The 22,599-nt window shown below is 62.4% G+C and carries 20 protein-coding genes; 12 read left to right on the forward strand and 8 right to left on the reverse strand.

Going from position 1 to position 22,599, the window contains the following annotated elements:
* Window positions 1-216 precede the first annotated feature (216 nt).
* From ACODTZ_RS04175 to ACODTZ_RS04195, 5 genes are read left to right on the forward strand one after another with little or no spacing between them, the layout of a single operon-like run.
* Window positions 217-1,164, forward strand: coding sequence for an iron-siderophore ABC transporter substrate-binding protein (locus tag ACODTZ_RS04175; RefSeq protein ID WP_247750381.1), 948 nt, complete (start codon window positions 217-219; stop codon window positions 1,162-1,164).
* A complete protein-coding gene (locus ACODTZ_RS04180) occupies window positions 1,161-2,201 on the forward strand; it encodes a FecCD family ABC transporter permease (protein WP_489023974.1) in 1,041 nt (346 codons plus the stop codon). The genes ACODTZ_RS04175 and ACODTZ_RS04180 overlap by 4 nt, the downstream gene beginning before the upstream one ends.
* Before the next feature lie 2 nt (window positions 2,202-2,203).
* Window positions 2,204-3,238: a FecCD family ABC transporter permease gene (locus tag ACODTZ_RS04185; RefSeq protein ID WP_489024792.1), complete on the forward strand. Its 1,035-nt coding sequence runs from the start codon at window positions 2,204-2,206 to the stop codon at window positions 3,236-3,238.
* Complete coding sequence (locus ACODTZ_RS04190; protein WP_489023976.1) at window positions 3,235-4,062, forward strand: ABC transporter ATP-binding protein; 828 nt, start codon at window positions 3,235-3,237, stop codon at window positions 4,060-4,062. The genes ACODTZ_RS04185 and ACODTZ_RS04190 overlap by 4 nt, the downstream gene beginning before the upstream one ends.
* Complete coding sequence (locus ACODTZ_RS04195) at window positions 4,059-5,129, forward strand: DUF2218 domain-containing protein (protein ID WP_489023978.1); 1,071 nt, start codon at window positions 4,059-4,061, stop codon at window positions 5,127-5,129. Before ACODTZ_RS04190 ends, ACODTZ_RS04195 begins: the two co-directional genes overlap by 4 nt.
* Before the next feature lie 36 nt (window positions 5,130-5,165).
* On the opposite strand, the gene ACODTZ_RS04200 is transcribed toward ACODTZ_RS04195, so the two are convergent.
* The 8 genes from ACODTZ_RS04200 to ACODTZ_RS04235 all read right to left on the reverse strand — a co-directional run bounded on the left by ACODTZ_RS04200 (window position 5,166) and on the right by ACODTZ_RS04235 (window position 13,079).
* The gene (locus ACODTZ_RS04200; RefSeq protein ID WP_111565103.1) at window positions 5,166-5,303 is read right to left on the reverse strand and encodes a DUF1127 domain-containing protein; all 138 of its coding nucleotides are present in this window, start codon (window positions 5,301-5,303) and stop codon (window positions 5,166-5,168) included.
* A gap of 186 nt (window positions 5,304-5,489) precedes the next feature.
* Window positions 5,490-6,332 carry an alpha/beta fold hydrolase gene (locus ACODTZ_RS04205; protein WP_489023980.1) on the reverse strand — a complete coding sequence of 281 codons (843 nt, stop codon included), beginning with the start codon at window positions 6,330-6,332 and terminating at the stop codon, window positions 5,490-5,492.
* 358 nt (window positions 6,333-6,690) lie between these two features.
* A complete protein-coding gene (derI, locus tag ACODTZ_RS04210; RefSeq protein ID WP_489023982.1) occupies window positions 6,691-7,146 on the reverse strand; it encodes a D-erythrulose-4-phosphate isomerase in 456 nt (151 codons plus the stop codon).
* Window positions 7,143-7,940, reverse strand: coding sequence for a triose-phosphate isomerase (locus ACODTZ_RS04215; protein ID WP_489023984.1), 798 nt, complete (start codon window positions 7,938-7,940; stop codon window positions 7,143-7,145). The genes derI and ACODTZ_RS04215 overlap by 4 nt, the downstream gene beginning before the upstream one ends.
* 41 nt (window positions 7,941-7,981) lie before the next feature.
* Entirely contained in the window at window positions 7,982-8,917 is a 936-nt protein-coding gene (locus ACODTZ_RS04220) for a sugar-binding transcriptional regulator (protein ID WP_489023985.1), read from the reverse strand.
* A 64-nt stretch (window positions 8,918-8,981) separates the two neighbouring features.
* The gene (locus ACODTZ_RS04225; protein WP_112981838.1) at window positions 8,982-9,914 is read right to left on the reverse strand and encodes a TIM barrel protein; all 933 of its coding nucleotides are present in this window, start codon (window positions 9,912-9,914) and stop codon (window positions 8,982-8,984) included.
* An 11-nt stretch (window positions 9,915-9,925) separates the two neighbouring features.
* Window positions 9,926-11,440, reverse strand: coding sequence for a glycerol-3-phosphate dehydrogenase (locus ACODTZ_RS04230; RefSeq protein ID WP_112981837.1), 1,515 nt, complete (start codon window positions 11,438-11,440; stop codon window positions 9,926-9,928).
* A gap of 85 nt (window positions 11,441-11,525) precedes the next feature.
* Window positions 11,526-13,079, reverse strand: coding sequence for an FGGY-family carbohydrate kinase (locus tag ACODTZ_RS04235; protein WP_112981836.1), 1,554 nt, complete (start codon window positions 13,077-13,079; stop codon window positions 11,526-11,528).
* 919 nt (window positions 13,080-13,998) lie between these two features.
* On the opposite strand from ACODTZ_RS04235, the gene ACODTZ_RS04240 reads away from it, so the two are divergent.
* The 7 genes from ACODTZ_RS04240 (at window position 13,999) to ACODTZ_RS04270 (ending at window position 22,594) form a co-directional block, all read left to right on the forward strand.
* Window positions 13,999-14,655 carry a DUF2291 family protein gene (locus tag ACODTZ_RS04240; RefSeq protein WP_112981835.1) on the forward strand — a complete coding sequence of 219 codons (657 nt, stop codon included), beginning with the start codon at window positions 13,999-14,001 and terminating at the stop codon, window positions 14,653-14,655.
* Window positions 14,652-16,202, forward strand: a complete 1,551-nt coding sequence (locus ACODTZ_RS04245) for a sugar ABC transporter ATP-binding protein (protein ID WP_047503587.1) — start codon at window positions 14,652-14,654, stop codon at window positions 16,200-16,202. Before ACODTZ_RS04240 ends, ACODTZ_RS04245 begins: the two co-directional genes overlap by 4 nt.
* Window positions 16,203-16,225: 23 nt before the next feature.
* On the forward strand, window positions 16,226-17,278 hold the full coding sequence (locus tag ACODTZ_RS04250; protein WP_047503584.1) for an ABC transporter permease: 1,053 nt from the start codon (window positions 16,226-16,228) through the stop codon (window positions 17,276-17,278).
* Window positions 17,279-17,364: 86 nt separating this feature from the next.
* Window positions 17,365-18,312, forward strand: coding sequence for a D-ribose ABC transporter substrate-binding protein (locus tag ACODTZ_RS04255; RefSeq protein WP_018896948.1), 948 nt, complete (start codon window positions 17,365-17,367; stop codon window positions 18,310-18,312).
* Window positions 18,313-18,415: 103 nt separating this feature from the next.
* Window positions 18,416-19,276, forward strand: a complete 861-nt coding sequence (locus ACODTZ_RS04260) for a DeoR/GlpR family DNA-binding transcription regulator (protein ID WP_018896947.1) — start codon at window positions 18,416-18,418, stop codon at window positions 19,274-19,276.
* 7 nt (window positions 19,277-19,283) lie between these two features.
* On the forward strand, window positions 19,284-20,813 hold the full coding sequence (locus ACODTZ_RS04265; RefSeq protein ID WP_489023989.1) for an FGGY-family carbohydrate kinase: 1,530 nt from the start codon (window positions 19,284-19,286) through the stop codon (window positions 20,811-20,813).
* A gap of 59 nt (window positions 20,814-20,872) precedes the next feature.
* Window positions 20,873-22,594 carry a glycerol-3-phosphate dehydrogenase/oxidase gene (locus ACODTZ_RS04270; RefSeq protein ID WP_489023991.1) on the forward strand — a complete coding sequence of 574 codons (1,722 nt, stop codon included), beginning with the start codon at window positions 20,873-20,875 and terminating at the stop codon, window positions 22,592-22,594.
* Window positions 22,595-22,599 lie beyond the last annotated feature (5 nt).

A 22,599-nucleotide genomic window follows, 5' to 3' on the forward strand; every position in this document is an offset into this window, starting at 1 on the left:
CACAGCCTCTAACTTGAGCGAGATTGTCTAGTATTGTAAGTTTTCCGCGTTTTGTAGGATACCATGGGAATCTCGCCTGCCTGGCCATTCGACAAACGCATTGCCGTTGACGCTCACGCCTTAACCTGAAAGTGAGGGTCCACTTATACGTTCGGCGGAGTTTGCACAATGTTTCGGTTCTGGCGCCTTACCCTCGCGGTGGTGATATGCGCATTGATGATGCCCATTCGCGGCGCGTTCGCCGATGAGGGCGTCACCTACCCCATCACCATAAAGCACGCGCTCGGCACGACGATCATTCCGAAAAAGCCCGAACGGATCGCGACCGTCGCCTGGGCGAACCACGAGGTGCCGCTCGCGCTTGGTGTCGTGCCCGTGGGCTTTGCGAAAGCCAATTTCGGCGATGATGATGGTGATGGTCTTTTGCCCTGGGTCGCTGAGAGGCTGAAGGAACTTCACGCCGACAAGCCCGTGCTGTTCGACGAGGGGGATGGTATCGATTTCGAGGCGGTCGCGGCCACCCATCCCGACGTCATCCTCGCCTCATACTCCGGACTCAGTCAGGCCGATTACGATACGCTGAGCCAGATCGCCCCGGTTGTCGCCTACCCTGACGCCGCTTGGTCCACCGACTGGCGCGAGATGATCCGCCTCAATAGCGCCGGCATGGGCATGGCGCCGGAGGGCGAGGCCCTGATCAAGAAGATCGAAGGCGAGATCGCTTCGGCTGTAGCCACGCACCCGGAGATTCGCGGCAAGAAGGCCATGTTCGTCACGCATCTCAACCCACTCGACCTCAGTACAATCAACTTCTACACGACCAACGATACACGCGTGAAATTCTTCAAGGATCTCGGGCTCGAGAGCCCGAAGAGCGTTGTCGATGTCTCGCAACCCGGCAAATTCTCGGGCTCGATCAGCGCCGAGCGCATCGACATGTTTGACGACGTCGATCTCGTCGTGACCTATGGCAATATGAAACTGCTGTCGGCGGTCACGGCAAACCTGCTGATGTCCAAGATGCCGGCTGTCGAAAAGGGGGCGATCGTTATTCTCGGCGCAAACAGCGTCGGGACAGCCGCAAATCCCACACCGCTCTCGATCTCCTGGGTGCTGAAGGACTATGTCGCTTTGCTTGCCGAGGGCGTGGAAAAGTCGAAATGACGTCATCGAGAAAGACGGTCGCGCCGGCGGCCATCGCCGCACGGTCGAACGGCGCCCGGGGCCTGTGGCTGGCGGGTCTGTTCGTGCTGCTCCTGGCATTGCTTGCGCTGTCGATCACCGTCGGCACGCGTCAGGTGCCGTGGAGCGATATCGGCGCGGCGCTCTTCGGACATGTCGATGATATCGGCCAGGCTGCGGTTGCCGTTCGCGTCCCGCGTACTGTCCTCGCCATGCTTGCCGGCGGCGCGCTTGGGCTTGCGGGTGCGATTATGCAGGGCGTGACGCGCAACCCGCTGGCCGATCCCGGTATCCTCGGCGTCAACATGGGCGCCTCGCTTGCCGTGGTCGTCGGCGTCGCATGGTTCAACATCGCCTCCGCCGAAGCCTATGTCTGGACAGCGATTGTTGGTGCCGGCTGCTCTGCCTGCTTTGTCTACACCATCGGCTCGTTGGGCCGTGGCGGCGCGACGCCGCTGAAGCTGACGCTTGCTGGCGCTGCGACCTCGGTCGCCTTCGCCTCCATGGTGATCGCCGTGGTTCTGCCACGCGCCGATATCGCCGGCGGCATACGCTCATGGCAGATCGGCGGCGTCGGCGGGGCGGCCTTTGAGCGGATCATGCCGGTTCTGCCTTTCCTGGCGGTGGGGTTTGCGATCAGCTTTCTTTCCGCCCGGAAACTCAACTCGCTTGCGCTGGGCGATGATCTAGCGGCCGGGCTCGGCGAACGTGTGGCGGTGGCGCGCGGCATGGGCGCGCTTGGCGCAATTCTGCTCTGCGGCGCGACAACGGCAATCTGCGGACCGATCGGCTTCATCGGCCTTGTCGTCCCGCATCTCTGCCGGCTGCTGATCGGCGTCGATCACCGCTGGCTCCTCCCCTTCTCCGCCATCGGCGGCGCCTGCCTGCTCCTTGCCGCCGACATCGTCGGACGCATCGTCGCTCGTCCGGCCGAGCTCGATGTCGGCGTTGTCACCGCCCTGATCGGCGCGCCGTTCTTCATATGGATCGTCAGACGCCAAAGGGTTCGTGAACTGTGACCATGCCTTCGGCCATATCAGGTTTGACCGCCACCAGCCGTCGCCGTCGCGGTCGCAGGCATGCGGCCGTCGTGCTTGCGCTTCTGTTGCTCGTCATCGCCATCTTCGCGTTCACGCTCTCTGTCGGGCAGACGGTGACACCGCCGGGCGATGTCCTTCGCGTGCTGATGGGAGAGAACGTATCGGGCGCGAGCTTCACGGTCGGTCAGCTGCGCTTGCCGCGCGCGGTGCTTGCCATTCTCGCCGGCTTGAGTTTCGGTCTCGGCGGCGTGGCTTTTCAGGTCATGCTGCGCAATCCGCTCGCCAGCCCCGATATCATCGGCATAAGCTCGGGCGCCGGCGCGGCGGCCGTGTTCGCGATCATCGTGCTGTCGATGAAGGGACCATTCGTTTCGATCTTCGCGGTGGTCGCGGGGCTGGGTGTCGCCCTCTTGGTTTACGGCCTCTCGTCACGAAACGGCGTGGCGGGGACGCGTCTGGTTCTGGTCGGGATCGCGGTCTCGGCCATGCTGGAGAGCATCATCTCCTATATCCTGTCGCAGGCGCCGGCGTGGAACCTGCAGGAAGCGATGCGCTGGCTGACGGGCAGCGTCAACGGCGTGCAGCTTGGCCAGGCGCTGCCTCTGCTCCTGTCGCTTATCGTCTTCGGCGGTCTTCTCTTGAGCCGCAGCAGAGACCTTGAGGCGCTCCGGCTTGGCGATGATACGGCGGCGGCACTCGGAGTGCGCGTATCGCGAACCCGCATCATGATCATCATCGGCGCCGTCGGCGTCATCGCAACAGCGACGGCCGTGACTGGCCCTATCGCCTTTGTCGCATTCCTTGCCGGCCCGATCGCCGCCCGCATCGTCGGCGGCAGCGGATCGCTCCTCGTCCCCTCGGCGCTCATCGGCGCCGTCTTGGTGCTCGGCGGCGATTACATCGGGCAGTTCCTGCTACCCGGCCGCTATCCTGTCGGCGTGGTGACCGGCGCACTCGGCGCTCCCTATCTGATTTTCCTGATCGTCCGCGTCAACCGGACCGGAGGTTCCCTATGATGGCTCGCACTCTGACAGCAGGCAATCTCTCTGCGGGCTACGGCGAAACGGAAATCCTGCACGGCCTCGACCTCGCTGTCCCGCCCGGCAGGATAACCGTGATCGTCGGCGCCAATGCCTGCGGCAAGTCCACTCTGCTCCGGGCGATGTCGCGGCTTCTGTCGCCCATCGCGGGACAGGTGCTTCTCGATGGGAAATCCATCCACAAGACACCGCCGCGGGAGCTGGCGCGCACTCTGGGGCTGCTTCCACAGTCGCCGGTCGCACCCGAAGGCATCACGGTTGCCGACCTCGTCAGCCGCGGCCGGCATCCGCATCAAAGCCTGTTATCGCGCTGGAGCAGCAAGGACGATGAGGCGGTGGATGGCGCTCTTGCTGCGACAAACACGGCGGAACTCGCCGATCGGGCCGTGGACGAATTGTCCGGCGGCCAGCGCCAGCGCGTGTGGATCGCCATGGCGCTGGCGCAAGCCACCGATATTCTTCTGTTGGACGAACCCACGACGTTCCTCGACATCAGCCATCAGATCGAAGTCCTTGATCTTCTGACCGATCTCAACCGGGAACGCGGCACCACCGTCGTCATGGTGCTTCACGATCTCAATCTCGCCGCGCGCTACGCCGACTATCTCGTTGCGATGAGCGATGGTCGCGTGCACGTCACGGGCGCGCCGGAAGAGGTCTTGACCGAAGACAACGTCCGGCAGGTCTTTGGGCTTGAGAGCCGCATCATCATCGACCCCACATCCGGCCGCCCCATCATGCTTCCGATCGGTCGCAACCACATGGCGCCGAGCGTGAGCGCAAAGGAGAAGGTGAAATGAACACCACCCAGGAATTCAAGCTCTCCGGCATCGCTATTCCGAGGGACGCCGCCCAGATGCTGAGCGAGATCTGCGAGCACTTCGTCGAACATGCCGACGTGAGGCGCACGGAGAACGGGGCGCTACTCACCAGCAAGCTTGGTTGCGCCGACATACGCATCGACGATCAGCGGCTATCGATCGAACTGACTTGCCCTTCACAACAGGCATTGCAGATGAGCCGCACCAGCATTGCCGAGCATCTTTTCTACTTCGCTGGTGACGATGCGCTGGAGCTGTCCTGGTCCCAATCCGCAGCGCTTGCGCAATTGCCCAATATCCACGAGGCGACGGTAGTCTCGGCCGAGAATGTCACGCCGCATATGCGCCGGGTTAAATTCAGCTGCGCCGATGTCAGGCCGTTCATCGGTGGCGAGATGCATGTTCGCCTGCTCGTCCCGCCAAGAGGCCGCCGGCCTGTGTGGCCGGGCCTGCGCGAGGACGGTCGTGTTGCCTGGCCGGAGGGCGAGGACGCCTTATTGGTCCGCGTCTACACGATCCGCGCGGTTGATATCGAACGCGGCGAGCTCTGGATCGATTTTCTGCAGCATAGCTCTGCCGGCGTCGAAACGCCTGGAGCGGATTTCGCTCGCGATGCCCTGCCGGGAGACCGGGTGGCCTTGCTTGGTCCAGGGGGCGGAGCGCTTCCCGAGGCAGGAAATCTGCTGTTGGCCGGAGACGAAAGTGCCCTCCCCGCCATCGCGCGCATCGTTGCGGAGATGCCTGCGGGCACGCGAATTCACGCGATTATCGAAGTCGCGGATAAGTCCGAAGAGCAACCACTGCCATCCGGCGCTGCGCTTGATGTCCGCTGGTTGCATCGCCGAAGCTATGGAGCGGGCGAAGGCAATACTCTCCGCAAGGAGGTCGAGACCGCGATTGGCTCGATGACCGACGATACATTCGTCTGGGCTGCCTGCGAGAAGGAAGACATCCGTTCGATAAAGGCCCGCTTGAAGGCCATCAAGCACGACCGGAAGAGAATGTACGTGGCTTGGTACTGGGAGAAAAAACAAAGGCCCGCTTGAGCAGGCCCTTCGGAAGCAATCAGGTAGTGAGGTTGATCAGCGACCGTATACGCGACGCTTCAGATCAGAGCGGTTAACGCCGATGTCCTTGAGGGCAGCGTCGTCAAGGCGGGAAAGTTCACGGTATGCTTTGCCGAGCTGAAAATACTCGACAATCCTGTTGGCGATTTTCATTGCATTTCTCCTTTTTGAATGCCCAATTATTTATCTCATTGCCTGGATAATGAGCAGAGATAAATTTGCATAAGAGGCATCCGAGAATCGCAATCGGCCCTGCCGGAAAGGCAAATGCGCACCCTGGCGTGCGCAGCCGAAGACATGAGCCGGCCTTATGCGCCAGGGTGACTGATCAATACCCGGTTAGGCCTTGATGAAGGCCAGCAGATCAGGGTTGATGACATCCGCATCTACCGTCAGCATGCCGTGCGAGAAGCCGGGATAGACCTTCAGCGTGCTGTTCTTCAAAAGCTTCGCCTGCAACAATGAGGCATCCTTGTAGGGCACGACCTGGTCGTCATCGCCTTGCAACACCAGCGTCGGCACGGTGATCGCCTTCAGATCTTCCGTCTGGTCCGTCTCCGAGAACGCCTTGATGCCATCATAGTGCGCCTTGGCCGAGCCCATCATGCCCTGCCGCCACCAGTTGTCGATCACGCCCTGGGATACCTTCGCGCCGGGCCGGTTGAATCCATAGAAGGGACCGGAGGCGACGTCGATGTAGAACTGGGCGCGGTTGGCGGCAAGTGCCGTGCGGAAACCGTCGAAGACTTCCATTGGCGTGCCATCCGGGTTGCCCGGTGTCTTCAGCATCAGCGGGGGAACGGCGCTGACCAGCACTGCCTTGGCGACACGTCCCTGCGGCTGGCCATACTTGGCGACATAGCGAGCAACTTCACCGCCGCCGGTGGAGTGACCGATATGGACCGCGTTGCGCAGATCAAGGTGTTCGGCAACCGCGGAGGCATCGGCTGCATAGTGGTCCATGTCATGACCGTCGCTAACCTGCGCGGAACGGCCGTGGCCACGACGGTCGTGGGCGATGACGCGATAGCCCTTGCTGACGAAGAACAGCATCTGCGCGTCCCAATCGTCGGACGAGAGCGGCCAGCCATGGTGGAAAACGATGGGCTGGGCGTCCTTCGGACCCCAATCCTTGAAGAAGATTTCAACGCCATCTTTCGTCTTCACAAAGTTTCCGGTCATGGGAGTTGCTCCTTTTGCAGTGTGTGGTGTCTTTTGCTTGGCGGCGAAGGCTGGGGTGGCCATCGCGAATGAAATCGTTGCTCCAGCAAGCATTGCTTGGCGGCGAGAAAGCGGGAATGAAAATTCGTTTGCCACAAGGCGCTCCGTCTCAAATCATCAGAGCCGGCTTCGCCGCCCTTTGATGTCAGGAGCTTATGAAAACGACGCGCTTGGCGATTGTCGTTTTCGGTGGCGTTTGGATATTCGTGCGGGAAAGCTTGGCAGACGGCAGAAGGGTCGCTGCGGGATGAACGCGGAACTCGTCGACGCGCTCATGGAGGATACGGCCCGCAAGGCGCGGACCGTATCTCTTATTCAATCAACGCTGATTGTACTTCGCGTCGAGTTCGTTCATCGCCTTGACGTTGCCGGCGGAGCGGCCGTTTTCGTCGAAGGTCTGCGCCAGGAACGCATCGGCAATGGCCTTGGCCAATTCAGGTCCGATAACGCGCGCGCCCATGGTGATGATCTGGGCGTTGTTCGACAGCGCGGCGCGCTCGGCGGAATAGGTGTCGTGGGTCAGCGCGGCGCGGATGCCGGGGACCTTGTTGGCGGAGATGCAAACGCCGATGCCGGTGCCGCATACGAGGATCGCCTTGTCATAGGTGCCGTCGATCACGCCCGACGCAACGCGGTCGGACAGGCCGGCGTAGAACGCATCGGCGCCCGCGCTCGTGCGCGAGACTTCAGACACCTCATAGCGGTCCTTCAGATGGTCGGCGAGAACCTTGGCGAGGCCTTCGCCCGCGCTGTCTCCTGCGATTGCCAGTTTCATGCTTTTTCTCCTTCTAGTTTGGCGTCAAGTTTGGCGGCGCATTTCGCGAGGATGTCGAGATAACCTTCGACGTTCCAGGCCGAACGGCCGATGAAAAGCCCGTCTATATATGGGCTTGAGATGAGTTCTTCGCAATTGCCGGGGTTGACCGAGCCGCCGTAGAGGCAAGGGATTCGGCGACCCAGCACGTCCTCGGCAACGGCGATGATTTCGGCCTGGCGTGCATCGGCATATTCGGCCGTCGCCGGAATGCCATTGACGCCGATCGCCCAGACCGGCTCGTAGGCGAGCAGGATCTCGGCCTCTTTCTGCGCGCCGGTCAGCTTGGAAAGCGCGCCGCGAACCTCGGTCGCCAGCACCTCAGCCGCGCGGCCGCTTTCGCGGTCGGCCAGCGTCTCGCCGATGCAGATCAGCGGAACCAGACCATGGCGTACGGCCGCTTCGGTCTTGAGCCCGACGGTCTCGTCGGTCTCGCCGAAGAACTCCCGCCGCTCGGAGTGGCCGAGCTCGACGATGTCGAGATTGCAGTCCTTGAGCATCACCGGCGAAACCTCGCCGGTCCAAGCGCCATCATCGGCCCAGTGCATGTTCTGCGCGCCGACCTTGACGGACGTCTCCGCCAGCATCGCCTTGACCTCGCGCACCGCCGTGAAGGGCGGAATGACAAAGCGTTGGATGCGCGGATCGCGTGCGCCATCCGCAGCCTTGAGCCCGCTCGCGAAGCTCTGCGCCTCGGCAAGCGTCTTGTTCATCTTCCAGCTGGTGCCGATCCAGAAACGCGGTGAGTTGGCCATGTGCAATCCTATTTCCTGTCGTGGTCTGTCTAATCGTCCGGCTAGCGCAGAAGCGCTTCGGCCGTGCGTTCGTCGGTAATGAGGCCGTGGAGGCTGCCGCTGCGCAGAACGGCGCGTATCGCCTCGACCTTGCCGCCGCCACCCGCAAGCGCCACCAGCCGCTCCGTCCTCGGCTGCGGCAGGCTGGCCGAGAGCGTTCGCTCGGTCAGCGCGGTGTCGAGAATGCGACCGTTGGAATCGAAGAAGTAGCCGAGGATTTCGCCAACACCGCCGGCAGCCGCCACTTCCTTGATCTCGCGGGCCTCGATCATGCCCGATTGCACAAGCTGCGCTTGCGTATCGACTGTGCCGAGCCCGACCAGCTTCAGCGTGGCAGTATTGGCGAGGTCCATCACTTCCTTCACGCCGCGTTGCGCCAGAAGCACCTCGCGGTCCTCCGCCGTATTGGCGAAGAACGGGACGGGCATGACATAAGCAGGCATGCCGGTCTTTTCGGCGATGCGGTGCATGACGTCATAGGGGTTGGCCGCGTAATTTCGGGTCAAGCCACCGAGAAGCGAGACGAAGCGCAGGTCGCGGGCGGAGACGCGCGGCAGGAGATGCACCGCCGTCGACAACGTGCGGCCGTGACCCAACCCGATCACGGTATTGTCGCCGCGCTCGATCTCGCGCTTCAGGAAGTTCGAACCGGCAAGTCCGAGCGTGCGAAAGATCGACTCGTCTTCGCCGACATAGGGCGTCACCTCGCAATATTGCAGGCCGAAGCGCTCGGAGAGGCTGTTCTCCAGCGCCACACACTCGATGATGTCGCCTTCGATGCTGATCTTGACGACACCTTCGGCCACCGCGCGCGCGATCAGGCGGTGCGTCTTCACTGAAGGCAGTCCAAGACGCTTGGCCACCTCGGACTGCGTCAGGCCGCCGGCGTAATGCAGCCAGGCGGCTCGCACCGCAAGCGATTCTTCCGGATCGTTCATCGACAGTCTTCTCCCGATTTGGCCACGCGCATATCCCGCCTCTTTTTTTCGATTCGCCTTTCGGTCAGATATGCAGGTCGGCGACGCCGGTGTCGATGTGCGGGGCCCAGAAGGCGACGCTTTCGGCAATCTGCGAGATCACCTGGCGGTCATTAGGCTCGCGCTCCTTGAAGGACAGCTCGAGGCAGATCTCGTTATCCTTGGCGCCACCCTCGGCAAATGCCTTGAGCAGCTCCGGTGGCTGAATGCGGCCCTTGGCGTTGAACTCGGCGGTAAACGGCCGATGCCCGCCCTTGTCCATCAGGCTCTGCTTGATGTGGATGATCGGCGAGACCTTGGGCACGGCGCGCGCCCAGGCATAGGGCTCGAAGTCATCGGGGTTGCTTGAGGTCACGTCGCCATGGTCGATATCGGCCATCATCCACATCGGCACGGCCATGTTGGCGGCGGTCAGGCGGTCCTGCAGCTTCATGCACTCGGCGATCGTCTCTCCGAACTCGCGGCCGATGCTCATCGGCTCCCAGAAGACGTAGGAGAGGCCCGCCGACTTCGCGTGCTCGGCAACCTCGGCCCAGCAATCGATGGCGATCTTGATCAGGTCCTCGCGCCGCTTGGGATCGTCGAAATCCTTGTAGGTGAAGATCGCAAACTGCGTTCCGACCGAGGTTCCGCCGAGATCGGCGGTGATATCGGCGAAGGTCTTGAACCAGTCGACATAATAGCGACGGACGTCGGCATCGGGATGGCCGAAATGGTTGAGGCGGCCGTAAGGCCCAGTCATGCCCGAGGTCACCCTGACGCCGGTGCGCTGGAGTGCCGCCGACATGTTGCGGGTCAGCCTGCGGATGACGGGCGCTTGCCAGCTGGGATTGATGAACTCGTGGGTCAACTGCAGGTCGCGAATGCGCAGATCCCGCGCCACGGTTTCGATCAGATCATCCGGCTCGGCGAAACGATTGACGAGCGGATTGGTGTTTAGCGAAAGGGTCAATGCCATGATCGGTATCCTCAGGCGGCCGCAACGAGATTCGCGCCGGCGAACCAGTCGGCAAAGGCGGCCTGCTCGGCCTCGGTCAGGTGCAGATAGTGCTTGGTGCGGCGCTTCAGCACGTCTTCAGGGGTCAGCGCCCACTCGGACGAAACGAGATAGCGAACCTCCGCCTCATAGAGATGGCCACCGAAGTGACGGCCAAGGCCTTCGACACCTTTTGCATCGCCGACGATCTTGCGGGTGCGAGTGCCGTAAAGACGGCCGTAGTGACCGGCGAGCGTGCGCGACATCCAGGGATAGGTTTCCTTCAGGCTATTGAAGAAGGTCTCGTAATCGGCCTTCGGCATATCGCCGCCCGGAAGTGCCGCGTGTTCCGTCCAGTTATCCGACATTTGCGGGAAGATATGCTTCAGCCGCTGCATGCCGCGCTCGGCGAGCTCGCGGAAGGTGGTGATCTTGCCGCCGAAGACGTTGAGAAGCGGCGCGTTGCCGGTCTCTTCGAGATCGAAGACGTAGTCGCGCGTCACGGCCGACGGATTGCCCTTGCCATCGTCGAACAAGGGGCGCACGCCGGAGAAGCTGTGCAGCACATCCTGGCGGCGGAGCTTTTCCTTGAAGTAGCGATTGACGGCGGTGAGGAGGTATTCGATTTCCTTCTCGTCGGCCGCGACATCCTCGGCTCGGCCTTCGTAGGAAATGTCGGTCGTGCCGATCAGGGCCTTGTCGCCCTCATAGGGGTTGATGAAGATCACGCGCTTGTCGTGGTTCTGCACGAGATAGGCGTTCGCTCCTGCCCAGAACTTCGGCACGATGATGTGGCTGCCCTTTACCAGCCGGACATTGCGGCTGCTGTTGGCGCCGGCCACGCGACCGATGACGTCGGACACCCACGGGCCTGCCGCGTTGGCGATACAGCGGGCGCGGAAATTGCGGGTTTCACCGGTGACGCTGTTCTTGGTGGTGATGCTCCAACCGCCGTTCTCGCGCCTAGCGGAGACGGCTGCCGTGCGGGTCAGAACCTCGGCGCCACGCTCGGCGGCATCGACCGCGTTGAGCACCACGAGGCGCGCATCGTCGACCCAGCAGTCGGAATATTCGAAGCCGCGGGTGTATTGATCGAGGATCGGCGTGCCCTCGGGGTCACGGCGCAGATCGAGCGTGCGGGTGCCCGGAAGCTTCTTGCGGCCGCCGAGGTGATCGTAAAGGAAGAGGCCGAGACGGACGAGCCAGGCCGGGCGATCCTGCGGCGAGTGCGGCAGCACGAAGCGCATCGGCCAGATAATGTGGGGGGCGGCGTTCAGCAGCACCTCGCGCTCGATCAGCGCCTCGCGTACCAGCCGGAATTCGTAATATTCGAGATAGCGCAGGCCGCCATGGACCAGCTTGCCAGAGCGCGAAGACGTCCCCTGCGCCAGATCGTCCTTCTCACACAGAACGACCTTCAGGCCACGGCCCGCCGCATCGCGCGCGATGCCGGCACCATTGATCCCGCCACCGATCACGAACAGATCCACCATTCCGGACTCAGTCATCAACATGCTCCTTCGGATGCTTTTGCATCAACACATTCATTCAGCGCGGCCGCGCATACGTCGCGGCCCAGCGCGGGATTTCCGTTTATTGCGTGGCGACCAGCTGATCCCAGGCGGGCGCTACCGCCTCGCGCACCATCACGTAGGCCTTGAACAGGCGTTCGAAGCGCTCGGCCTGCTCGCTGTCGGGCGCCTCAGCCTCGCCAAGCAGCGGCGTCACCCATTCGGCAATGCAATCATCCATGTTGCGGTAAGCGCCGATCGCCACCGCCGCCATCATCGCAACGCCGGCGGCACCCGCCTCTTCGCGCCGCGATACCCTGACCGGCGCATTGACCGCCGCCGACAGGCAACCGCGAAGCGCGCGCGAACGCGCCGCGCCGCCGGTGATCCTGAGCTCTTCAGGCATATCGCCCATCGCCGCGTAGCAATCGCGCGTCGCCATGCCGAGACCCTCGACGACGGCGCGCAACAGATCGGCGAAGCCGTGGCGCATGGAAAGACCGGTGAACCCAGCTCGAGCCGCGGCATTGACGAATGGACCGCGCTCGCCGGCATCCGAGATATAGGGGTGATAGAGCACCGAACCCGGTCGGCTCTCGGCGAACCAGCTGTCGATGCGGGCGATCAGATCGGCATGCGATACCGTCTTGCCTCCCTCCGCCATCAGCGAGCCGGCCATTTGCAGCAACCAGTCGATGTTGATCGTGGCGCTCATATTGGTCTGCACCTGGGTGACGATCCCTGGCATCGGTAAGGCAATCACATAACCCGTGCCCTCGGCATTGAGCTGCACGTCGGCCACCGCCTTGGCGCGCATATGAACGCCGGTGGAGCCGACGGTCGAGCAGGCTGCATTCTGGCCCGCGCTGCGCACGCCGGCACCGAGTGCGGTCATGACCATGTCGACATAGCCGAGACTGACCGGCGTACCGGCAAGAAGCTCACAGGCCCGAGCAGCATCAGCCGACAGCGGATGAGTGACCTCGGTACCATCGATGATCTCTGGCAACAGCGACCGGCGGCGCGACAGCCCGAGCGCATCGATCGCCGCGTCGTCATACTGCCGCGTGCGAAAATTGCCGAAGGTGAAACTTGCTTCCGAGGGATCGGTGGCGCGGACGCCGGTGAGATTGAGATAGAGCCAGTCCTTGCAATGAAGCGCGACTTCGGCGCGATCGAGAAGATCGGGCTGATTGCGGTCCATATGGGCGATCTGCGCGCCCTGCTGGCAGGTATTGAGGCCGGTCCCTGTCGCTTCGAAGCGCGCGCGATTGCCTTCACCGGCGCTGAGGCGCGTCACGGTCGGAGCCGCACGCGCATCGAGCCAGAGCCATGCATCGCCAACCGGCCGGTTCTCGGCGCCGACGAGCCATGTGCCGTCGCCCTGCCCCGTAACCGAAATGGCCGCGGTGCGCTCGGCAAGTCCCGGCACCTTTTCGCTCAAGCCGCGCAGCGCGGTCACGCAGTCGGCCCAGGTTTGCGACAAAGACTGCGTCGCCGAACCGTCATCGCCCGTCGCATATTGATTGCGCGCCGAAGCGGACGCGATCTGGCGCCCGGAGAGCTCGAAGGCAACCGCCTTGATCACCGAGGTCCCGGCATCGATACCGATAATGATCTGTCCACGTTCAGACATCGAAAGCCTCGTCGGCCACGATCATCCATGCCGCTGGATACGGCATCCTCATCCCATTCATGGTCACTCCTCCCAGACGACCGCCGATGGACCGCGCCAAGCGCCACCACTCAGGCAAGTACGTCGCATTGCGACTGCTCCTCGCGAGATCAGACTGAAAGACCTCGCCTTGGGCAGCAACCGGAAACCGGCATGCACCGGATTTTCGTTTCATGCAGAATATAACACAAACTTATCACCGCAAATGAATTTTTTTTCTGTTGTCGCAATTTTTTTCAGCTATAATGCGAACCATCAAATAGACACGATCGGCGAAGCGCTCGACTGAGCGCCATTGCGCAAGTACGGCGAGGATGCTCTCTAGCGCCAAAGCGCATGCCAGCGTGGATCTCAGGAAAATACAACTATATCAATAACTTGTGATCTCGACGCGTGATTGGTCGTGCATGCGGCGGTAACGCAAGGGATTACAAAACGTTGCCCTGTTAGCGCCCTCTCCGCGCGTCAGCCCGATCGTTATCTACAGTCATCAACATCGCCTAAAACGGAAAACGCCACCGAATGGCCGATTGACAAGGTGCAATCTTTATAACATCTTTACTGCCATTGATAACACGGCGATACCATAGCCCACAGGCTGATATGGTATCTGCGTGAAGCGCCCGGCGGTTGGAGGAGAACAAACGCCGGGTTATTGAGGAGGATCACGACGGTGCGAATTTCTGTTTCCAGACATGGCTTGGCGTTCCGCCAGCACTTCCGCCCCGACGCGCGATCGCCGCTTGGCGGCCTCCTCGCAAACTCCCTAACTAACATGCTGGATTGTCGCCCGACCGACCGGTCGCGACGTCGATAATCCCTCATCCCCTTTTCTTTCCCTCAACAGGAAATCCGGCCTCGCGCCGAAGGTTGTCAGAAAATGAGCATAGAAACGGACTACGCGGCTTCCCAGCCGAAGAGCGGCAAACTGAAAATCGCGGCCGGCATTGCGGCCGTCGTGGTTGTCGTCGGTGCGATCGCGCTGGACACGAAGGTTGTCCATATCGGCTCCGAAAACGATGTGCGCCAGCAGGCGTTTTCCTCGGAAACCTACGGCGTGGAGCAGTTCCCGAAGATCGCGGCTGATGTCGAGAAGCGTGCGGTCCCAGCTGCCGAGCTTGCGCCGGCCGCCCTCGCCGACAAGAAGGCGGCGGGCGAGAAATACGGCGTCGCAACGACCACCGGTCCGGTTCTGCCCGTGTCCTTCTCCGGCGTCGTCGGCGAGCGGAAGGGCAACATCAACGAAGTGAAGGTCGATGGCCTGCCGCCTGAAGTCGTCATTCGCATGCAGACCGGCCCGGCAATCAACGGCACCGATCTTCGCGACGCCACGGGTACGATCGAGTTCGGCCAGTTCACCAATCAGATTGAGTACCAGGATGCCGGTTCGGCGATCAACAACGAGATGAAGAAGGCAGTGCTCGGGAGCGTCGACCCCACGCAGCTCACCGGCAAGACGGTCACCGTCACCGGCGTCTTCAAGCTCATCAATCCGAAGAACTGGCTCGTCACCCCCGTCAAGGTTGAAGTCAAATGAGCCAGGCAAGCCAACGCCAGATCAAAGGTGAGATCGGTGAGGTCGTGCTCAGCGCCCGCAACGTTGCCAAGACCTATGGCAGCGTGCAGGCCCTAAAGGGCGTGAACTTCGACATCCATCGCGGCCAGGTCACCACGCTGTTCGGCGAAAATGGTGCCGGAAAGTCAACGCTGATGAAGATCCTGTCGGGCGTCGTGCGCCCGACATCCGGCGAGATCATCCTCGACGGACAGACGGTCAACTTCGTGTCCTCGACGCATGCCCGCGAATGCGGCATCTCGATCATCCACCAGGAACTCAGCCTGGCGCCCAACTTGAGCGTCCGCGACAACATCTTCATGGGCCGCGAGATCATCACGGCGGGAACCGTCGATTTCGCCGAGGAAGAACGCCAGACCCGCGCCCTGCTTGAAGAGCTGGAAGAGGATATCGATCCGCTGACCCCCGTCGAGGATCTCCGCCTCGGCCAGCAGCAGATCGTGGAAATCGCCCGCGCGCTGTCGGTCAACTCGCGTATCCTGATCATGGACGAGCCGACGTCTGCGCTGAGCGCCACCGAAGTCGAAGTGCTCTTCAAGGTCATCCGCGATCTCACCAGCCGCGGCGTCTCGATCGTCTATATCTCGCACCACCTCGAAGAGGCGCTACAGATCACCAACCATGCCGTCGTGCTGCGCGACGGCACCATGACCGCCTATGCCGAGCGCAAGGATATCGACCTCGAATGGATCGTCCGCAACATGGTGGGCGAGAATTTCGACCTCGGCAGCCCGCCAACCGGCTACGAAATGGGCAAGGTCGCGCTGTCGATCAAGGAACTCACCGTTCCCGGCCCTTCCGGTGCTGCCTATAACGCGGTCGACCGCCTGTCGCTCGATGTGCGCGCCGGCGAAATCGTCTGCATCTACGGCCTCATGGGCGCCGGTCGCACCGAGCTTCTCGAATGCGTGGCCGGACGGCTGCACGCCAGCGGCGGCCACATTCTTCTCGAAGGCCAGGACGTGGCCGGCCTCAGCATCGCCAACCGTATCGCAAGCGGCCTCGGCCTCGTGCCCGAAGACCGCCAGCGCGATGGCCTGGTGCAGACGATGACCGTCGGCACCAACCTGTCGCTTGCCAGCATCGGCGCCTTCACCAAGGGGCTCTTCACCTCGGGGCGCCGCGAGCGCGAACTGGTCACGGATTCGATCCGCAAGGTTCACATCAAGACCGACGGCGGCGCGGCTGCCATCGGCTCGCTCTCCGGCGGCAACCAGCAGAAGGTCGTCATCGGTAAGATGTTGGCGACGCATCCGAAGGTCATCCTGCTCGACGAGCCGAGCCGCGGCATCGACATCGGCGCCAAGGCCGAAGTGTTCAAGCTTCTGGCGGAACGCGCCAAGCAGGGGCTGGCGGTGATCTACTCCACCTCGGAGGTCGCCGAATGCCTCAGCATCGCACATCGCATCATCGTCATGCATCGCGGCAAGATTTCCGCCGAGTTCAGCTCTGACGTCACCAAGGAAAAGATCATGGCCGCCTCTGGCGAAGCAGTGGTCGCGCACTAGCCCGGAATTATGGAGCACTGATTATGTCAGTCACTGAAGCAAACGACAAAAAGACAGTTTCGAACGGGCCACGGCGGGATTTCAATATCATTCGCCTGCTGCTGGAAGGTCGCGCGTTCTTCGCGCTGATCGTCATCATCGCGGTCTTCTCCTTCCTGTCGCCTTACTATTTCAGCCTCAACAACTTCCTGATCATGGCCTCGCACGTGGCGATCTTCGGGATCTTGGCAATCGGCATGCTGCTCGTCATCCTGAACGGCGGCATCGACCTTTCGGTCGGCTCGACGCTGGGTCTTGCCGGTTGTATCGCCGGCTTCCTGATGCAGGGCGTGCAGCTCCCTACATTCGGCGTCATCCTCTACACGCCGGTCTGGGCGGTCGTGGTCCTGACCTGCGCGATGGGTGCGCTTGTTGGAGCCGTCAACGGCGTGCTGATCGCCTATCTCAAGGTTCCCGCCTTCGTCGCCTCGCTCGGCGTTCTCTACGTCGCCCGCGGCATCGCGCTTCTGATGACGAACGGCCTCACCTACAACAATCTCGGCGGCCGCCCCGAACTCGGCAATACCGGCTTCGACTGGCTCGGTTTCAACCGTCTTGGCGGCATCCCGATCGGCGTGCTTGTACTGGCGGCTCTCGCCATCATCTGCGGCATCGTGCTCAGCAAGACTGCTTTCGGTCGCTGGCTCTACGCTTCCGGTGGCAATGAACGCGCCGCCGAGCTCTCGGGCGTTCCCGTCAAGCGCGTCAAGATCCTTGTCTACGTGTTCTCCGGCGTCTGTGCGGCCATTGCCGGCCTGGTCCTTTCCTCCCAGCTGACGTCCGCCGGTCCGACCGCCGGCACCACCTATGAACTGACGGCGATTGCTGCCGTGGTCATCGGCGGTGCTGCGCTCACCGGCGGACGGGGGACCGTACGCGGCACCATGCTCGGCGCCTTCGTCATCGGCTTCCTGTCGGATGGCCTCGTGATCATCGGCGTCTCGGCCTACTGGCAGACTGTCTTCACCGGCGCGGTCATCGTTCTCGCCGTTCTCATGAACAGCATCCAATACGGGCGTCGGGTCAAATCCTCCTGACGCACGCCACCGAACTTCTCCGCAACAATGCGGAAAGCACCGCCGGGAAGCCGGCACAACACGAACTCATCAATGGGAGAGAGATTATGTTTAAAAAGGGCATGCGCGTTCTTCTGGCAGCTGTTGCCGTAGCGCCGATCTTCGTAAGCTCCGCATGGGCTGAGGGCCTGATGACGGTTATCGTCAACGACCCGTCCAACCCCTACTGGCTGACCGAAGGCAACGTTGCCAAGGCAACCGCTGAAAAGCTCGGCTACACCGCAACCGTCGGCGCGCACAAGGGTGACACCAACACCGAAAGCAACCTGATCGACACCGCGATCACCAACAAGTCGGTTGCCATCATCCTCGACCCGGCAAACGCCGATGGTTCGGTTGGCGCTGTCAAGAAGGCCGTTGCCGCTGGCATCCCGGTCATCCTCGTCAACGCTGAAATCAACCAGGAAGGCCTGGCCAAGGCACAGCTCGTTTCCAACAACGCACAGGGTGCCGCCATCGGTGCGCAGCAGTGGGTTGAAGCTGTCGGCGACAAGGGCAAGTATGCCGAACTCTTCGGATCTCCCTCCGACAACAACGCCGCAACGCGTTCGAATGGTTACGAGTCGGTCCTGACCCAGTATCCTGACCTGGTGAAGTCGGCCAAGGAAGTCGCCAACTGGGATCGTACCCAGGGCCACAACAAGATGCAGTCGATGCTCCAGGCAAACCCTGACATCATCGGCGTCATCTCCGGCAACGACGAAATGGCTCTCGGCGCGATCGCAGCGCTGAAGGAAGCCGGCAAGCTCGCAAACGTGAAGGTTGGCGGTTTCGACGGTTCGCCTGACGCAGTAGCCGCCATCAAGGCCGGCGACCTGCAGTACACCGTCCTGCAGCCGGTCGCCGTGTTCTCGGAAGAAGCCGTCAAGCAGGCCGACAATGTCATCAAGAACGGCAGCACCGGCGCCAAGAGCGAAAAGCAGCTCTTCGATTGCCTGCTGATCACCAAGGACAACGTCGACAAGTACACGGCTCCCTTCGTTCTCGAGCAGTAAGACACGGAAGGGGACGCCTCGCTGAGGCGCCCCCTTTTTCCTCCACAGTTGCGTATCTTCGCGATACAACGCGCACACCAGTCGTTCGAGCGCAGAGGCCATCGTGACACAGAAGATAGGCGCAGGCGCGCTCCCCATCGACGAACTTCCAAGCGACAGCAGACAGACACGTCAGCTCGTGCGCCGGCAGATGATCGCCGAGGCGGTGATGGCGGAAGGACAGATGCGGATCGAGGATCTGACCGATCGCTTTGGCATCAGCCTGATGACCGCGCATCGCGATGTCGACGACCTCGTCAGCCGCGGTCTGTTTCGCAAGACGCGCGGCGTGGTGACGGCAGCCGCCTCCAGCCTGATCGAATCCAGCGACGTCTACCGCTCCGGCCGCCAATCGGCCGAGAAGAACATGATCGCCGCTGCGGCCATGCAGTTCGTCGAGCCGGGACAAGCGATCTTCTTCGACGATTCCACCACCGTACTGCCGATGGCAGACCACCTGCCCGCGAAGGTTCCGATCACGGCGATCACCAACTCGCTGACGCTGATCAACGCATTGAAGGGCATGCAGGACCTGACATTGCTGGCGCTCGGTGGGCAATATTATAACTGGTGCAACGCCTTCGTCGGCCGCACCACCGTCAACGAAATCCACCGTCTGCGCGCCGACGTCGCCTTCATCTCCATGTCGGCGATCACCGACGATCTGGTCTTTCACCAGTCGCCCGAGATGGTCGACACGAAGCGCGCCATGTTCGACTGCGCCGCGAAGCGCGTCCTCCTGGCCGACCACACCAAATTCGAGCGGCGCGCCCTGCATCGCTTCGCAGCCCTCAGCGAATTCGACGTCATCATCGTCGACGACAAGACGCCCGCCGTCCATATCGACCGCATGCGATCACGCGATATCAACGTGATCATCGCGCGAGAGGACAAGGCGCGTCTGCGACCACATCAGCCGGAGTAAAGCCTGAATGCCAAGTCTGCTTGGAATAGATAGCGGCCTCACCGTCACCAAGGCCGTGATCTTCGACGTCGACGGGACGCCGATCGCGGTTGCCCGCCGCCGCGTAACCCAGTTCATGCCGCATGCGCGCCATGTCGAGCGCGACATGAACGAACTCTGGACACAGACGGCCGATGCCATCCGCGAGGCGATCGAACTCAGCGGACGACCGGCCAGCGACATCGCCGCGATCGCGGCCACCGCGCATGGCGACGGCATCTACCTGACCGACAAGGCCAACGCTCCTCTCGGCCGGGCGCTCCTGTCGCTCGACAGCCGTTCGGTCGATATCGTCGAGGCCTGGCTTGCCAGCCCGCTCGCCGACGAGGCGCTGGAACTGACCGGCCAGGTTCCCCATGTCTCGGCGCCCTCGGCGCTGCTTGCCTGGATCAAGAAACACGAGCCGGCGCGCTACAAGGAGATCGGCCATATCCTGTCGTGCAAGGACTGGCTGCGGTTCTGCCTGAGCGGCGTCATCGGCACCGATCGCACCGAGGCGAGCACCTCCTTCACCAATGTCCGGACGCAGGATTACGATCTCGATGCCCTGAGATTGTTCGGCATCGAGGAGATGGCCTCCGCATTGCCGCCGATTTCCCGCTCCGATGAAATCATCGGCTACGTGACCGCGCATGCGGCCGAGCGCACCGGCCTTGCCGTTGGAACGCCCGTCGTCGCCGGCCTGCATGACGTGACAGCCTCCGCGCTCGGCTCCGGCGGCTATGCCGACGATGTCGTTGCCGTCATCGCCGGCACCTATTCCATCAACGAGACGCTGTCGCCGCATCCGCGCATGGACCGCCGCTGGTTCTGCCGCAATGCCATCGAGCCCGGCCAGTGGAACAACATGTCGATCTCGCCGGCATCGACCGCCAATTACGACTGGTTCCTCGATACGCTCTGCGCCAGCGAGCGCCAGAGCGTCGAGGCATCCGGTGGTTCGGTTCACGCACTGCTCGCCCCGGAAATCGAAGCCGCCTTCGAGCGTCCGCTGACAGCACTCTTCCATCCCTATCTCTTCGGCTCGCCCTATGGCGCGGCCGCCAGCGCCGGCTTTTTCGGCCTCGGCGGCTGGCACAATCGCGGCGACATGCTGCGCGCCGTGCTTGAGGGCATCGCCTTCAACCACCGCATCCATGTCGACGCCTTGCGGGATGGCTTCACCTTCAGCGAGGCGCGCCTTGCCGGCGGCATCTCACGCAACAAGCGCGTCGTGCAGATGTTCGCCGACATCCTCGGCATGCCGGCGACGGTGACCGAAACCGACGAAGCGGCCGCTTGGGGTGCCGCCCTTTGCGCCGGCGCGGGCGCCGGTCTCTATGCAAGCCCTCGGAACGATCCACGCGACACGGCGGCCATCGCGCACCGCTGCTACCCTGATGCGGCGCGAAGTGCCGCGTATCAGGAGCGCTACGACCTCTTCCGCGAGATCGCCGATGCCATGGCGCCCATCTGGCCGAAGATCGGCAAACTCACCGCAGGCAAGCCATCGGCTTGAAATATGAACCGCGCCCGCCGGGCGCGATTTGCAAATGACATTCAGCAGGACGATTTCAGATGACCGACATTTCCGCCGCCAACACGCTTCGTTTCCAAGACCTCGGCGCGATCAAGGACATTGACGTCGTCATTCTTGGCGCGGGCATCAACGGCGCGGGTACGTTCCGCGATCTTTGCGTGCAAGGTGTCGATTGCCTGATCGTGGACAAGGCGGATTTCGGCTCGGGCACGAGCTCGGCCCCGTCGCGGTTGATCCATGGCGGATTGAAATATCTTGAGACCGGCGAGTTCGGGCTGGTCGCGCAATCGACGCTGGAGCGCAATCTGCTGCTGCGCAACGCGCCGCATTGCGTCGAGCCGCTTCCGACGTTCATTCCCGTATTCTCCTGGACGCGCGGTATCTGGGCGGCATTGAGGACGCTGACCGGCTCGACCACCGCACCGCGCAGCCGTGGCGCTGTTCTCGTCAAGATCGGCCTGCGGATGTATGACTTCTTCGGCTCTCGCAACCGGGTGATGCCGAACCATCGCTTTCTGTTCAAGAAGAAGGCGCTGAAAGAGATGCCGCATGTCACGCCCGCCATCGTCGCGGGTGGCATCTATTACGACGCCAAGATCAGCCGCCCGGAGCGGCTGGTCTACGAACTGGTGGCGGACGGGCTGCAGGCCAACGAGAACGCGCTGGCGACCAACTTCACGACGCTGATCTCATCGGAAAACGGCGTGCTGACCTTCAAGCGCGCCAATGGCGAAACGTTCTCCGTTCGCCCGAAGCTGGTCATCAACGCCGCCGGACCATGGATCGATCATGCCAACGCCTCGCTCAACGCGCCCTCGAAGCTGATCGGCGGCACCAAGGGGTCACATATCCTGCTCGATCATCCGGAACTGGTGAAAAGCCTCAACGGGCACATGATCTACTTCGAGGCGGACGACGGCCGCATCTGCCTCGTCTACGACTACCTGGGCCTCGCCATGGTCGGATCGACCGACATACCGGCGAGCGATCCGGAGAACGTGCGCTGCGAGGAGCCGGAGATCGAGTATTTCCTCGAGAGCGTGCGCTCCCTTCTCCCTTCGCTGCGCTTCAGCCGCGATCAGGTGGTCTACACCTATAGCGGCATCCGCCCGCTGCCGGCCTCCGACGCCTCCTCCCCAGGTCTCATCAGCCGCGATCACTCAGCACCGGTGATGGAAGCGACGGCGGAGCGTCCCTTCCCTGTTGTCTCGCTGGTCGGCGGGAAATGGACGACGTTCCGTGGCTTCTCAGAGGAGGTCGCCGACCTCGTACTCAAACGCCTCCAGCGCACACGCCGCCAGTCGACACAGCAGCTGGCAATTGGCGGCGGACGCCAATTTCCTGGCGATGCCGCTCAGCGTCGAGCCTGGCTAGCGGCCGCCGTGCAGAAGAGCGGTATCGATATGAAGCGCGCCGAAACGCTTCTGTCGCGATACGGCACCACGGCATCCGCGATCCTCGATCACGAAGCGACGTCCGCCCATCGCGACAGCGAACGCCTCTCGGATGCCGAGCACTACAGCCTGCTCGAGATCGACTGGATCGCGAGAAAAGAGTTCGTCGTCCACCTCTCCGACATCGTCCTTCGCCGGACGACGATCGCGATCGAAGGCGCGTTGACGCTGGCAGGTTTGCTCGACATGGCAAGGGTCGCCGCCGAAGCGCTCGGCTGGGATGCGGCACGCACCGAGAAAGAGATCGACGACGTCGTGACGACGCTCGCGGACTTCCATGGGCAGGATCTCAGGCGCGCCGCCTAGACGTC

It is taken from the genome of Rhizobium sp. FG113 (genome assembly GCF_057809895.1).

Coding starts and splice junctions, on each gene's coding strand:
- ACODTZ_RS04175 (WP_247750381.1), top strand. CDS start 217: ATGATGCCCATTCGCGGCGCGTTCGCCGATGAGGGCGTCACCTACCCC.
- ACODTZ_RS04180 (WP_489023974.1), top strand. CDS start 1,161: ATGACGTCATCGAGAAAGACGGTCGCGCCGGCGGCCATCGCCGCACGG.
- ACODTZ_RS04185 (WP_489024792.1), top strand. CDS start 2,204: ATGCCTTCGGCCATATCAGGTTTGACCGCCACCAGCCGTCGCCGTCGC.
- ACODTZ_RS04190 (WP_489023976.1), top strand. CDS start 3,235: ATGATGGCTCGCACTCTGACAGCAGGCAATCTCTCTGCGGGCTACGGC.
- ACODTZ_RS04195 (WP_489023978.1), top strand. CDS start 4,059: ATGAACACCACCCAGGAATTCAAGCTCTCCGGCATCGCTATTCCGAGG.
- ACODTZ_RS04200 (WP_111565103.1), bottom strand. CDS start 5,303: ATGAAAATCGCCAACAGGATTGTCGAGTATTTTCAGCTCGGCAAAGCA.
- ACODTZ_RS04205 (WP_489023980.1), bottom strand. CDS start 6,332: ATGACCGGAAACTTTGTGAAGACGAAAGATGGCGTTGAAATCTTCTTC.
- derI (WP_489023982.1), bottom strand. CDS start 7,146: ATGAAACTGGCAATCGCAGGAGACAGCGCGGGCGAAGGCCTCGCCAAG.
- ACODTZ_RS04215 (WP_489023984.1), bottom strand. CDS start 7,940: ATGGCCAACTCACCGCGTTTCTGGATCGGCACCAGCTGGAAGATGAAC.
- ACODTZ_RS04220 (WP_489023985.1), bottom strand. CDS start 8,917: ATGAACGATCCGGAAGAATCGCTTGCGGTGCGAGCCGCCTGGCTGCAT.
- ACODTZ_RS04225 (WP_112981838.1), bottom strand. CDS start 9,914: ATGGCATTGACCCTTTCGCTAAACACCAATCCGCTCGTCAATCGTTTC.
- ACODTZ_RS04230 (WP_112981837.1), bottom strand. CDS start 11,440: ATGACTGAGTCCGGAATGGTGGATCTGTTCGTGATCGGTGGCGGGATC.
- ACODTZ_RS04235 (WP_112981836.1), bottom strand. CDS start 13,079: ATGTCTGAACGTGGACAGATCATTATCGGTATCGATGCCGGGACCTCG.
- ACODTZ_RS04240 (WP_112981835.1), top strand. CDS start 13,999: ATGAGCATAGAAACGGACTACGCGGCTTCCCAGCCGAAGAGCGGCAAA.
- ACODTZ_RS04245 (WP_047503587.1), top strand. CDS start 14,652: ATGAGCCAGGCAAGCCAACGCCAGATCAAAGGTGAGATCGGTGAGGTC.
- ACODTZ_RS04250 (WP_047503584.1), top strand. CDS start 16,226: ATGTCAGTCACTGAAGCAAACGACAAAAAGACAGTTTCGAACGGGCCA.
- ACODTZ_RS04255 (WP_018896948.1), top strand. CDS start 17,365: ATGTTTAAAAAGGGCATGCGCGTTCTTCTGGCAGCTGTTGCCGTAGCG.
- ACODTZ_RS04265 (WP_489023989.1), top strand. CDS start 19,284: ATGCCAAGTCTGCTTGGAATAGATAGCGGCCTCACCGTCACCAAGGCC.
- ACODTZ_RS04270 (WP_489023991.1), top strand. CDS start 20,873: ATGACCGACATTTCCGCCGCCAACACGCTTCGTTTCCAAGACCTCGGC.